At 57.1% G+C, this 13,258-nt stretch carries 11 protein-coding genes; 2 read left to right on the forward strand and 9 right to left on the reverse strand.

The window, feature by feature from the left end; translation table 11 throughout:
• Positions 1-9: 9 nt before the first annotated feature.
• From W02_RS07405 to W02_RS07435, 7 genes are all read right to left on the reverse strand, one after another.
• Positions 10-717, reverse strand: a complete 708-nt coding sequence (locus W02_RS07405; RefSeq protein ID WP_173046300.1) for a NapC/NirT family cytochrome c — start codon at positions 715-717, stop codon at positions 10-12.
• On the reverse strand, positions 701-1,225 hold the full coding sequence (mobB, locus tag W02_RS07410; RefSeq protein ID WP_173046302.1) for a molybdopterin-guanine dinucleotide biosynthesis protein B: 525 nt from the start codon (positions 1,223-1,225) through the stop codon (positions 701-703). Before mobB ends, W02_RS07405 begins: the two co-directional genes overlap by 17 nt.
• 16 nt (positions 1,226-1,241) lie before the next feature.
• Positions 1,242-2,576 (reverse strand): gephyrin-like molybdotransferase Glp, encoded by a 1,335-nt coding sequence (gene glp, locus W02_RS07415; protein WP_232068678.1) that lies wholly within the window; start codon positions 2,574-2,576, stop codon positions 1,242-1,244.
• Complete coding sequence (locus tag W02_RS07420; RefSeq protein ID WP_173046303.1) at positions 2,551-3,504, reverse strand: Mrp/NBP35 family ATP-binding protein; 954 nt, start codon at positions 3,502-3,504, stop codon at positions 2,551-2,553. Before W02_RS07420 ends, glp begins: the two co-directional genes overlap by 26 nt.
• Before the next feature lie 42 nt (positions 3,505-3,546).
• Positions 3,547-4,491, reverse strand: coding sequence for a twin-arginine translocase subunit TatC (gene tatC, locus W02_RS07425; RefSeq protein WP_173046304.1), 945 nt, complete (start codon positions 4,489-4,491; stop codon positions 3,547-3,549).
• Positions 4,492-4,566: 75 nt separating this feature from the next.
• On the reverse strand, positions 4,567-6,063 hold the full coding sequence (locus W02_RS07430; RefSeq protein ID WP_173046305.1) for a Do family serine endopeptidase: 1,497 nt from the start codon (positions 6,061-6,063) through the stop codon (positions 4,567-4,569).
• A 146-nt stretch (positions 6,064-6,209) separates the two neighbouring features.
• On the reverse strand, positions 6,210-6,992 hold the full coding sequence (locus tag W02_RS07435; protein WP_173046307.1) for a hypothetical protein: 783 nt from the start codon (positions 6,990-6,992) through the stop codon (positions 6,210-6,212).
• A 202-nt stretch (positions 6,993-7,194) separates the two neighbouring features.
• On the opposite strand from W02_RS07435, the gene W02_RS07440 reads away from it, so the two are divergent.
• Positions 7,195-8,013, forward strand: a complete 819-nt coding sequence (locus W02_RS07440) for a dolichyl-phosphate beta-glucosyltransferase (protein WP_173046309.1) — start codon at positions 7,195-7,197, stop codon at positions 8,011-8,013.
• Here the strand turns inward: W02_RS07440 and W02_RS07445 are convergent.
• Together W02_RS07445 and W02_RS07450 are read right to left on the reverse strand one after the other, a co-directional pair.
• Entirely contained in the window at positions 8,003-9,550 is a 1,548-nt protein-coding gene (locus W02_RS07445) for a hypothetical protein (protein WP_173046311.1), read from the reverse strand. The genes W02_RS07440 and W02_RS07445 overlap by 11 nt on opposite strands.
• On the reverse strand, positions 9,547-11,265 hold the full coding sequence (locus W02_RS07450; RefSeq protein WP_255458586.1) for a carbamoyltransferase C-terminal domain-containing protein: 1,719 nt from the start codon (positions 11,263-11,265) through the stop codon (positions 9,547-9,549). The genes W02_RS07445 and W02_RS07450 overlap by 4 nt, the downstream gene beginning before the upstream one ends.
• Positions 11,266-11,397: 132 nt before the next feature.
• Here W02_RS07450 and W02_RS07455 point away from each other — a divergent pair, with 132 nt between their 5' ends.
• Positions 11,398-13,230: a hypothetical protein gene (locus tag W02_RS07455; RefSeq protein WP_173046315.1), complete on the forward strand. Its 1,833-nt coding sequence runs from the start codon at positions 11,398-11,400 to the stop codon at positions 13,228-13,230.
• The last annotated feature ends 28 nt before the right edge of the window (positions 13,231-13,258 follow it).

The raw sequence follows: 13,258 nt of genomic DNA on the forward strand, positions 1-13,258 counted from the left end.
TCACCTGGGTTAGAAGGACAGAAAATCCTTGATTTTGTCGGCTAAATGGCAACTCTCGCATTTTCGATCGATGACCTTGCCCGCATGTTCCGATCGACCATCATGGCAGCGAAAGCAATCGCTCAGAGCCCTGGTACGCAGATACGATCCGTCCGGGTGGTCGGGATACCAAGGCTTGGTATCGGCGGACACATGTCCGCGGGGGATGACGATCGGATAGCCTTTGATCGGCTGGTCATGGACGACTCCCGCATGACAGGTTGTACAGCCTTCGCCCTTTGCTCGGGTCCCGAACGCCTCCATGTGCTTGCGATGACTCATTACAAGACCGACATCCTTCACCGGTTGCGGAAGGTCTCGCGGGGACACTTCGGAGACTCGGAGGATAGCGCGGTGACAACCGATGCACATATCTGAATCGACCTTGGCCTGCAATTCATGCGGACTGGTTGGTGTGCCCAGCCAATAGATGGCTAAGTCTTTGGTCCCGGCCCAGGCCTTGTCGTGGAGCCACCCGCCAATTCCTGGCCGAACATGGCATGCCACACACGTCACGTCCTTGTGCGACGACTGTACCCAGCTTTCGTACGAAGGAGCGATCGTATGACAACTGGCGCAGAATTTCGGGTGATTGGTGAGGGGAACGGCGATGCTCCCCAACGCGACGGCGCCGGCGAGCAGGACCACCCCGATGGTCGTCCTAGACGTCCAGTTCATGCTCCGGACGTAAACGCCGAAGAGGATAGTGGTTCATAATCAGCGCGGCAACCCCCGAGACGTCGTTGAGATCGAATGCGGGAACGCCGAGATTCTGCGGTCTGTCGGACACGACGGCCAGCAACCCTTCCGCCGAAATTGGAATTTCTCCCACTTGTTCGCGCGCGATGACGATTTTGGGATAACCTTCGTGTTTCCAACCTTCCGCGACGATTAAATCGTACGAGCCGTCCAAAAACCGGTCGCGCACATCTTCGACCTTCATCTGGTCCGAGACATCCGCAAACATCGCCATGCTCCCCTTGGACAAGATGACGACGGCACTGGCACCCGCCTGTTTATGACGCCAACTGTCTTTCCCTTCGGTATCAAGATCGAACCCGTGCCCGGCATGTTTCACCGTCGCGACTTTGTACCCGGCTCGGACAAGTTCAGGAATAACACGTTCGATGAATGTCGTTTTGCCGCTGTTCGATTTCCCGACGAAGCATACGATCGGCACAGTCATGAGGCGCGAGTCCCTTTTAGCAACAAGACATCCGGTGAGGGCCTGAAGGATGGACCTCCGCGTGGGTCGTCCACGCATCACCGTTCAGCAATTGCACGTTCACCGTATCGCCGGGATTCAGACGTTCCACTTCTACCGGCACATCGATCAGGCAGTTGGCCTTGACCATTGATGTCAACATGCCCGAACCCTGATCGCCCGTCGTCCTCACCTTGAACGCACCGTCTTCTCTTGTCAGCACTCCGCGAAGAAAGTGTCGGCGATCCCTACGCTTGGAAAATTTCTCCTGGAAGACCGCTTGGACGATGGGCCGGCCATAGCTCGGCAGACCGCTCATCTTGAGCATAGCCGGACGGACGAGTTGTTCGAACGTCACCATCGAAGACACGGGATTGCCGGGAAGCCCAAACGCCAGCTTGCCCTGGATCTTTCCGAACGCCAGCGGCTGCCCCGGTTTGATGGCCAACTTCCAGAAGTTCATGTCCGCTCCCAGATCGCGGAAGACGCTCTTCGTAAAATCGTAATCACCCATCGAGACACCGCCGGACAGCACTACGATATCGGCCGACAACCCGTGGGAGATCTTTTCCTTCAATGCGGCAGGGGTATCCCGTGCAATGCCGAGCAACAGTGGAATACCGCCGGCGTCCTGCACGGCCGCGGCGATGCCATAGCTGTTCGAATTGATGATTTTCTCCTCGCTGAATCGCTCGTCCAAATCCGCCAGTTCGTCTCCCGTGGACAGGATCGCGACGCGCGGCCGCTGATATGCAAAGATAAACGACTTGGCTAAAATCGCCAGCATGCCCGCTTCACCAGGGCGGATCTTCGTGCCCCTTTCGATGATCCGTTCACCTTTCTTCACGTCTTCACCTTGCGGGCGGATATTGGAGCCTCTCGCTTCTGGTTTGAATACACGGACCGATTCCGCCGTATGCTCCGTGTCTTCCACCTTCAGTACGGTGTCGGCGCCTTTTGGAATTGGCGCACCCGTCATGATCCGTATCGCCTGCCCGGGGCCGACTGATTTCGTCGCCAGCTTTCCTGCCGGCACGTCTTCGATAACTGCCAACGTCACCGGCTTCTGAATGGAGTGCTCTTGTCTGATGTCGTCCCACCGCACGGCGAATCCGTCCATGGCACTGTTATCCCAGGGAGGATTGTCCCGCTCGACCACGATATCTTCGCCCAGCACGCGACCTAAAGCGTCGAGAATGGAAATTTTTTCGACCCCCAACATCGGCGTGGCATCGAGCACGATTTTCTGCGCGTCCTCGAGTCGCGTCAGTCCCTGGTTTACGTCATGCGCGTTCATGGCATTCCCATCAGTGATGGTGTCTCGGTGCGACATTTACGAGTGATCCGCTCTTCTTGCAGAACGTTTCAACTTTGTTGGCGATCTCGTGATAGGACTCGGCCGTCGGCGTATCCGAGTAGAACATGGCAAACGGCTCACCGGCATCGGATTGCGTCACGACATCGGGATCGAGCGGGATTCTCCCGAGGAACGGTACGCCCATATCGTGGGCGGAGGCTTCTCCACCGCCTTTTCGAAACACCTCGACATGCTTGTGACAATGGGGACATTCCAGACCGCTCATGTTCTCGACGATGCCAATGATCGGCACCTCGCTGTCCTTACAGAACGTGACTGATTTGCGCGAGTCCAGCAGCGCGACTTCCTGGGGCGTGGTCACGATCACCGCGCCGCTAACCTGGCCGAGCAGATCGATCGTGGTCACCGACTCATTGCCCGTGCCTGGCGGAAGATCGATCAACAGGAAATTCAAATCCTGCCATTCGACTCCTCCCAGCAACTGATTGATGAACTCATACTTGTAGGCATCCCGCCAAATGATAGGATCGTCGGGATTCTGAAGCAAAAAAGACATCGAGGCAATTTTCAGATTGTACGCCTGGAACGGGATGATCCCGCCGGACGTGCTGATCTTGAGCTTCTGCCCCTCCGCGCCCACCATCTTGGGAATGTTCGGCCCGTGAATGTCCATATCGCAGATGCCTACGTGCCACCCCTTGAGCGCAAGACTCACGGCGATGTTCGTGGTGCAGGTGCTCTTGCCCACGCCCCCCTTGTTGCTCATGATCAGCACTTTGTACTCGATCCGCTCCATCCGCTTCGCCACAAGCCAGCGACTGTGCCCTTCCTTGTCCTTCTGGCACGATTCATTTTCGTCGCAGATCGCGCAGGCCCACATATAGGTACAGGCGTCGCTGTCACCGGAGGTCGGAGTGTGAATGATATTCAATTCGCGAGGCATAGTGGTACTACCCTTTCTTCGCTGCCGCCGCCGATCGTGGCTCTAGCGACGTGGACTCCCGGTCGGTACACCCACATAATCGCCCCCGGATGACCCAGACATGGCCGGAGACATCGCTTTGGGTCCACCAGCCGCGGCAGCGGACGGCGCGACAGCCGTCACAGGCTCATCGGCCTTTTTCTTGTTGAAAAATCCTGCACTGACAATGCCGACTTCATAGAAGATATACATCGGCAACGCCATCAAACATTGGTTAAACGGGTCCGGGGTGGGAGTCAGGATGGCCGCCACAATGAAGGATCCCAACAACGCCCATTTACGATACCGTTTCAAAAACGGTGCGTCCACCCATCCCAACTTGGCCATCAGCGTGATGGCAAGCGGGACCTCGAAAATGAAACCGAATACCATCAAGAACCACAGCGCAAAACCGACATATTGCGCGATCGACAGTTGAGGAATGAATCCGGCATTTACGCCGTACGACACAAGAAAGTTCAAGGCAAACGGCAGGACGAAGAAAAATGAAAATCCGACTCCGGCATAAAATGCCAGGGCGCTGAGAATGACGAAAGGTCCGACGAAACGACGTTCCTGCGCGTGCAGTCCGGGCACCACGAATTGCCAGATTTCGATAAGGATGTAGGGAGTGGCGATCACGATCGCAAATAGACCCGCCACTTTGACGTTTTGCCACAGCGCCTCAGCAGGAGCCAGAAAGACGAACGGCACGGTTGGAAGGTCCGTGGGCACCCACGACAGAGACCCGGGCACGAACATATTCTGAAGCGGAATTCGAATCCACTTCACGAGCGTGTCGGCATAAAAAAACGTGCCGACGAAGACCAGGGCGGTGACAATCACCGTGCGGGTCAACCGGGCCTGGAGCTCGACGAGATGCTCCATGACCGGCATTTTTTTGTCTTCCAGTGGCTTAAAGATCGTATCCTGAAGCCACTGGTTGATTGAATTCAAACCGTCCGACATAGAAGAACGCTATCCGCGACGGGAACCACCACCGGCCCGGTCAACGCCGCATGCCAGTGAGATCCGCCTCCGTGACTATTTCGGATTGACCGCGACGAACAGATTGTTCCCCTGCCGGCTGAGGAGGAGAACCGCCAGCTCCTCCTTCTTAATTTTGGTGGCGGCCTTTTGATAGTCGTCCAGATTCTTTACCACTTCATGATTCACTTCCTGGATAATGTCGCCGCGCTGGATGCCGGCAGCCTCGGCGGCCCCACCCGGTTCGACACCGGAGACGACGACTCCGGCGGTCTTCGCCGGGATATTGAGCTGGCCCATCACCGCGCTGTCCAACGGCTGAACTTTGAGAGAGGCGAGCACATTATCTGGCGGCTTGATCGTCTCTCCCTGTTCCTTGGAAGGCGCTGCCTCTTTTTTGGCAAGCATTTCATCGGACGGGCGTTCGGCAACCTTGATATTGAGCGTCTGTTCTTTGCCGTCGCGCAAGATTTTGACCTGCGCGTCTTTACCGACGACGGTCCGGGCGACCAGATTTCGTAACTGGCTGACGTTCTGCACCTCTTTTCCGTTGAACGCGACGACGACATCACCGCGTTTCACACCAGCCGCGAAGGACGGACCGTTCTCATTCACATCGCTGATCAGCACGCCCTTGCGCTGCTCGGGCAATTTGAACGATTTGGCCAGAGCGGGCGTAATCTCCTGGATCGCCACCCCCATCCATCCCCGTACCACTTTGCCGGTCTTCTGCAGGCTGTCGACGATATCCAAGGCGATGCTGCTGGGAATCGCGAATCCAATTCCCTCCGAGCCGCCGGTGCGCGAAAAAATGGCTGTATTGATGCCGATCAAATCCCCGTTCATGTTGACCAGCGCTCCCCCCGAGTTACCGGGATTAATCGCAGCATCGGTCTGGATGAAATCTTCATAATCGGCGATCCCGACATTCCCTCGTCCGAGCGCACTGATAATGCCGAGGGTCACCGTCGAACTCAAACCAAAAGGACTTCCAATCGCCAAGACCAGATCACCGACCTGCAATTTGTCATATTCAGCCCACTTAACGGATGGAAGATCCTTGGCATCGATTTTCACGACCGCCAGGTCGGTTTTCGGGTCGGTACCCACAACCTTGGCGGAAAATTCTCTCCGGTCACTCAAGGTCACCGTAATTTGGGTCGCCCCTTCGACGACGTGGTTATTGGTCACGATGAACCCGTTCGCATCGAGAATGACTCCGGATCCTGCGCTTTGATCAGGGCGTCCATGTGGACCAGGCGGCATCGGAGGAGGAGTAGGCAATTCGCCGCCACCGGGAGGTTCGTCACCACCGCCCCCAGGAGGTCCACCGAACGGCCCCGGGGGAAGCGGCCTTCTGCCGCGCCCACCCTCTCCACCGCCGGTAACGGCAATATTGACCACCGCCGGCGTGACTTTTTTCACAATGTCCGAAAACCCCTGCGCCATGGCAGGCGGGACCCCCGCGGCGAGCGCGTCCGGCCAGACAGGAAGTAGGCTGAGTAGAAATATGATCGCAAGAAGACTCGTACAGACCTTGCTCCACTTCACCATGGCCAGATTCCTCCAGAATGTTAAAGACGATCTCAAGATGAATTCGTATTCTACACTATCCTTTTCGATGCCTTCAAAGACAAATAGACCCTCCGGCTTCGCACGGAGACGCAGCCTGCGACACATGACGCATTGGGAAACAGGGCCTAGGAACGGCTTCGCTGCGCCGCTGTGGCTTCCTCCAGTTCCGAGAGCCATGAATGCTGGAGTTTGGAAGCCAGCCGTTTCTCGGCCTGCTCGAAAGATACAACCCGCAGGGTGTTGGGCGCTCCTTCATAGGTCGGGGGCCAGATGCGCCGTTCGGGGTCTTGGGGCCGCAGGTAGACGACCGGATACCATTGATTGATATCGGGAGCGGTCGGCCGATCAAGGGTCGCCCATCCCCTGCCTTCCGCCTGCAGGAGTGTCTTGTTGTCTTTCAAATCCAAAAGAGCCAGTTCCAACAATGACCAGTTGTCACGCCGGTACCCCGGTTGAGCGTGTGTCGTCCAACCCAAAAATACCGTGACCGGATATTCCTGCTCGGTGCTGGACACGACCACGACCACAAGATACTCGAGTCGTCGTTGCCGCGCGAGATCGGTAAACTGCTGCCAATCGCCGTTCGGCTGCGGTCGAATGTGATCGGCCGGTACGATTTCCTTGATCATCACCGGAAGAGCGCGTTCGATGTCCTGTTTGAGATTTTCCCCCAGTCGGACCAACGCTTCATCTGGCAAGTTTGGCGCAGCCCCCGCCTCAGAAGTATCAGACACCAATACGAGCCCGGCCTGAATGGGCCGTGGTTCGACGTTCAATAGAGATTCGGCTCCGCTTGCCCGATCCGAAGAAACGTAGTCGCCTATTCGCGTTGGGGGGACGTCTGAGGCGCAGGAAACGAGTAGACTGAACCCGCCGAGAATGCCTATCGTTCGAAGCAAGTGGCGCATCACTCACCTCCCTGTTGAGGGCGCTGACGCACGAATCTCATTTTGATGTTGACACCCACAGATATACGTTCGCTCCCCCCATGTTGTGCTGTCAAGCCTGACCGCGGCCTCTTGTAATCCTTCAGTGGGTCCGTTACGGTACGACCTCGGATCGACCGCACGGCCCAGAGGTTTTGGGCCCAACCAAAGAAGGTGGCTTGAGATGGTGTCCAAGCACCAGTCGACGTTCAAGAGCCTTTCGGTCATCGTCCCCGCCCACAATGAAGCCGCGAGAATTGGGCCTTATCTTGATCGGATCACGAACTACCTCAACGCTCAAGGCCGTTGGTACGAATTGGTGGTCGTCGATGATGGAAGCCGCGATGCGACCGCATCGATCGTGCGGGGCTTTGCTGCGAACCGCCCGGAGGTCAAATTACTCCGCCTTGCCACAAGAAAAGGAAAGGGCGCGGCCGTTCGGCGGGGAATGCAAGCGGCGACCGGTTCGTTGAAACTCTTCACCGATGCAGACGGCGCCACCCCCATTGATGAACTGAGCCGGCTGGAACACGCGATCGAACAGGGAGCGGATCTCGCGATCGGCTCCCGCGCACTTGCCTCCCGCTCGCAGGAGTTTCGAGTTCAGGCTAAACTCTACCGGACCTGGCTAGGAGGACTCTTCAACTTCGCGGTACATCAATTGGGCATTGCCGGAATCAGCGACACCCAATGCGGATTCAAATTGTTCCGCCAGAAGGCGGCGGAGGATTTGTTTTCGGTCGCCACCATCAATGGCTATGGATTCGACCTCGAAGTGTTGTACATCGCCCAACGGCGCCCGTACCGGATTGCCGAAGTTCCCGTCAATTGGTGCGATCAACCAGGTTCAAAAGTGCGCGTGATACGGGACGGGGCGGCCATGCTTCGAGAACTGCTGCTCATCAAGCACAACTATGATACGGGACGATACGAGGCAGGCTTATCTTCGGCCGATTTTTCGCGGGCCCAATCGACAGAGCGTGAAGTGTCATTTAATAAGTAACCGGCATCCTTACCTCCGACAGCAGCGAATAGATCGAAACCTTCTCGTCTTCATACATTTTCTTCCATTCGGGCTCGCGTGCTAATGCCGCATCCAAAAGGGTGTCGCGTCGAACCACTGCCCAATCGACGGCATATTTGTCCAGCACCGCCAATCCGGCGGTCGTACCTGCCGTGAGCGCCATGTAATCTTCAAAGATCCTGCGCTTCCCCACATGCCAGGCCGGCATCCGCCCATCGATGAAAATCTTTTCGTTCGGCAACCACCAGAGCAGAAACCCGCCATACTGATAATCGTTATAGAGACGTTGTCCCAGGTTTGCGCGGTGCGATTGAATCCAATCGACGGCTTCAATTGGGTAAGACGTTCGATGAAAAAATTGCTTCGGATACCGGCCCGATTCGACTACATGCCGGAGATGGTCCGGACCCAACCATAGGATGAACAGACCCGTCACCATGGTAACGGCCGCGATAGACCACCTATCACGTTGACGGTCGGCGATCACGAACGATCGCAGCTGTTGAAGACCGGCGGTAACCAACTCGGCGCAGAGTGAAAGACTCAGGAGAAGAAAGAGTGGGATATTCCGCATGTGCCGCCACGACAACATGAGAAATATGCCTAAAAGGAACCAGCGGACTGGTTCAACGCGGCGATACCACAAGAGCATCCCGGCAGTGAGACCGCCCAGATACCATACGAAACTCCGGCCCGCGACTGAATCGATTGCCGGTGGTTGCCATTCCTGTAAGGTCGCCAACATGAATTGGTCCGAGAGCGAGGACAATATTTCTTCGTACAGACGCCACCCATAAGGATTGATGAAGGTGACGAGAATGGAGATCCCTAGAACGATAGACAGCCGTATCAGGCTTGCCTTCGAAGGAACCGCTTCGTCCAGACGAACCGCCAATTTTGAGTTTCGAGTGACGATCCACCGCATGAAGGATGATGCGCCCGCGTAGAGCCCCAGGAGAAAGATCCCGGCAAGAAATCCACCGTGGAGATTACTCCATAGGAGAAACAAGCATGGGATCCCCCAGTAGGTGGATGCCTCGGACCAAGTTGAAAGCATCCGAAGCAGCAATGCGAGGCCGAGGAGGGAAATCAATTGAGTTCTGGCTCCCAAGTACGGCAGCGCGGTCCAGAGAGATAAGACGCAGGCCATATAACGGCCGGCAGGCAGACTTGCTGTGAGATCGGCCGCTAGCATCCATGCACCGGCGGTGACGGCTCCGAACAGGATAATGACCCCGAGACCCCCGCTGTGGTCGTACACAATGCCTATCAGGATGTCCGACAGCCATGCGTGCTCCACCCAGGGCCAGTCGGGCATGGTGTGCGAATAAGGATCGACCGGCGGCGGGAGGAATCCGCGGCTCATGAGATCCAACCCGGTGCGCAGATGCCAGCCGAAATCCGGCTCGGTCAACGGTTGCAGAACGAAATTCAGCACGATCACGCCGAGGAGGAGCAGCAGAGGAGTCGCCCGCAAAGAACGATCGGACGCTCCTTCGATCGCGGGCCGCTTCATCCGACGCGATGAACCAGAGGCCGTGAGGCCAGCAGATTGCCCATGACTAACCAGTCGACATCAGTGCGTAGGAAACAGCGAACCGCGTCCGCCGGCGTACAGACAATCGGCTCGTTGACATTGAATGAAGTGTTGAGGAGGACAGGAACTCCTGTGCGCCGGTCGAATGCTTCGAGAAGCGCCCGATATCGCGGATTCGACTCATCCACTGTTTGGACTCTTGCAGTCCCGTCCACGTGGAGGACTGCTGGAATCGACCCTTTGGCGGCTGCCAGGACCGGCGCAGTGAACGCCATAAATGGCGATGGACACGGAAGATCGAAAAATTCGTGAACCCGTTCCTTCAGCACGGAGGGCGCGAACGGACGAAATGGTTCACGAAGTTTGACCTTGGCATTGATCAGTGCCCTCATGTCCTCTCGGCGAGGATCCGCGAGCAGGCTTCGGTTTCCCAAAGCTCTCGGTCCCCATTCCATCCGGCCCTGAAACCAGCAGACCAGCCGCCCATTGGCAAGTTCACCGGCCACCTTGTCGAAGAGCATGTCGTCCGGAAGGTGCTCAATACAAAGACCGGCTCCTTCCAATTCGCGGCGGCATACGGCATCATCGTACTCGGGTCCCCAGGCTGCTGACTTCATGGGCGTGCGGTCGGCGTCCGCTCCGCGCCGGCTGCTCAACCATAGCGCCGCCCCAAGTGCAGCCCCGGAATCTCCCGCCGCGGGTGGAACATACACCTCACGAAATCCGGCTTCCCGGAATATCCGTGAATTCGCGACGCAGTTGTACGCCACGCCACCGACAAGACAAAGCCTGTCGTCGCGAGTCGAGGCCTTCAGGTGGCGCGCGAGATGCAACAACGTATTTTCAATGACCAGTTGTGCACTGGCTGCCATGTCGCGATGGCGCTGAGTCACATCTTCACCCGGTAACCTCGCGGGACCGAACAGATCGACGAACTGTCGGACAAAAATACGTTCTCGTGCGAGATGAAAATCCAATAGTCCCGTGTTGAGCTGAAACGCTCCGTCGGGCAAGAGCTTGAGCACTTCAGATCCGAGTTGCCGGGCAAAGAGAGGCTCGCCGTAAGCGGCCAGGCCCATCACAATATATTCGTCCTGGTCGGGCTTGAATCCCAGATAGGCAGTGATCGCGGCATAGAATTGTCCGAGCGAATGCGGCAGTCGTACCCGTTTGAGTATGTCAATGCGACGTGGACCAGCCCGAGCCAGCGTGGTCGTATGAGCCTCGGATGCACCGTCGGCCACGAGCACCGCGGAAGAATCGAACGGGGCGGTGAGCACGGCGCTGGCCGCATGGCAAATATGATGATCGAGAAAGACGGGAGCCGGACTGTGCGTGCCGTCGATCCGATTCGACAGCGTCCGCCGCAGAAGTGCGAGTTCCTTCCACTCGACGGACCGCTCGGCGCTCCTCTTTCCCTTCACCAGAAACAGTTGGGGAGACCGCAGCATGGAGCCGACGGCGAGACCCACCCGTCGGCCGATCTGCCAGAATTTCCACGGCACCGCCACAGCATCGAGGTCGCAAAGTCGCACGCCTGCCTGTTGCAAACAATACCGGATTGCTCCTACCGGCAAGGCGGTGACATGCTTGGTCCGTGCGAACCGCTCTTCTTCCGCCGCGGCAATGATCCGGCCGTTGTCCACCAGAGCCGCCGCTGCGTCACGCATGTTCGACAAACCCAAGACGACCATCCGCGGTAGGATAGAGGAGCCGGAATGCTCTGACAAGTTGCTTTCAGCCAGTGATTCCGGTACGGTTGGTGACCTTCCATGCTGACAGGCCGGTGTATCGTTCGGGCTAGAATCAGGACATCCTCTCCCTTTATGAATGCCTGGCGTCTCACGCTCATTCTCGGCGGGTTTGTCTGGTACGGCTGTGCAAGCCAGGTCGAGCTGCCCAATCTCGGGCCTCGTCTCTCCCAGACGGCTTCACTCGAATTATCCAAGTCATTGACTGAAGCGACAGTCGAATATGCCGATAATTGCGGCCATCTCCAAATTTTTGATATCGGCACCCCTCTGGAGGATGCCCTGGTCGAAACGGCGAACCGAACTTTCAAAACGGTGGTTTTGCCGGGATCCAGCGCAAAGCCTGACGTCATGGTACATGTCAAACTGGTCCAAAATTCGTTCGTTCTTCGAATGGACGGTCTGTATGACAGGGCACCGACGGAACTGCAACTCGGGGGTCTCGTCTCCTATACCGACCAGGCCGGCAATCTGATCGGGGAGCAAGACATCCAGGTGATGTGGAAGGACCGGGTCCGCATCGAACCCATGCAAAAGAATTGCGATTATGTGCTGGCTCCCTTCGTTCGGAACGCCGCCCGGGAATTTGCCCTCAGGTTTTCCGAAGGAGCCAGAAGCAAGCTCGACTCGGGGCGCGCACCAATCGCCCCGGGGCAGCTCGAAACCGTCAAGCCCACCGCGGCAACAGCCGCGGCAACGGGAGCGGTCGCGGCGACAGGCCTGGCTGCGACATCCGCATCGGCAATTTCGTTCAAAGCGACCCTGTTGGATGAAAATAGCAATCTGATCCTCGAAGGGGGTGAGCGGATTCGCGTGCGCGTCGATGTCGTCAATACAGGAGATCAGGAATTACAGCGCGCGGCCGCGACCATCAGCGGCACCCCGTCGCTCACTGCCCAGTTTCCAGCCACGACTCTGTCCGTGGGCCGGCTACAGCCAGGACAATCCCGGTCGCTCGAATTTGCCGCGACGCTTCCCCAATCCGTGCAGCCTCAGAAAGGTGAGATTCATGTCACGGTCGCAGACCCGGCCGTCCCATCGCCACCTTCTCAACTCCTTAGTTTGACGATTCAACCGACAGGCATGAAAACCGACGACGTGGACCATGTGCCCGCCGCGGCGGACGGATTCAGACGGCCTCAGACCTATCTGTTGTCGATCGGAGTCGGTTCCTATCGCGACCAACAGCTGTCCACGAGAAAATACGGCGCGTCCGATGCTGAAATGGTGGCCACCTATTTTCAGTCTTTAGGGGGCATACCTGCCTCAAACGTTCGTCTGCTCCAGGACTGGAAAGCATTGCGACCCGATATCGATGAAGCTTTGTTGGATTGGTTGCCAGGCCGTGTGACCAAGGATTCAGTCGTCCTGATCTATTTCGCCGGATCCGCCGCGGTCGGCCCGTCTGGTGATGTGTTCTTGATTCCCTACGACGGCAGTCTGTCTACCACGTCGAGAGCCTACCCATTGAAAGACCTCGAAGCCGCACTGGGCCGATTGAAAGCAAAGCAGACGATTTTATTTTTCGATGGAACGGTATTTCGGTTTGGATCTGAAACGAAAGGGAAACCCGCGGCGCCCCTCTGGCATCCACCCGGCAGCGGGACGACAAAGGTCATTGCAATCAATGGATTGGGGCGTGCGCTCGAAGACGAAAAACACCGACATGGGTTGTTTACGTATTATCTGTTGCGCGCGCTGAGGGGAGACTCCGATACGAACAGGGATGCCGAAGTCACACTTGGAGAAACTATCGCCTATGTCAGTCAAAAAGTGCTGTGGGCCTCGAAGACACAGTATAGCCAAGAACAGCGCCCAATCACGACTCCGCCCATGAAACCCACCGATACTGCCGGTGCACTGATATTGTCCAGACTGGCGGCCATCAAATCGGTCGAAACGCCTTGAGCGAATCTCGAGCCTACTCGGGAAGACA

The organism is Nitrospira sp. KM1 (genome assembly GCF_011405515.1).
GTDB lineage: Bacteria > Nitrospirota > Nitrospiria > Nitrospirales > Nitrospiraceae > Nitrospira_C.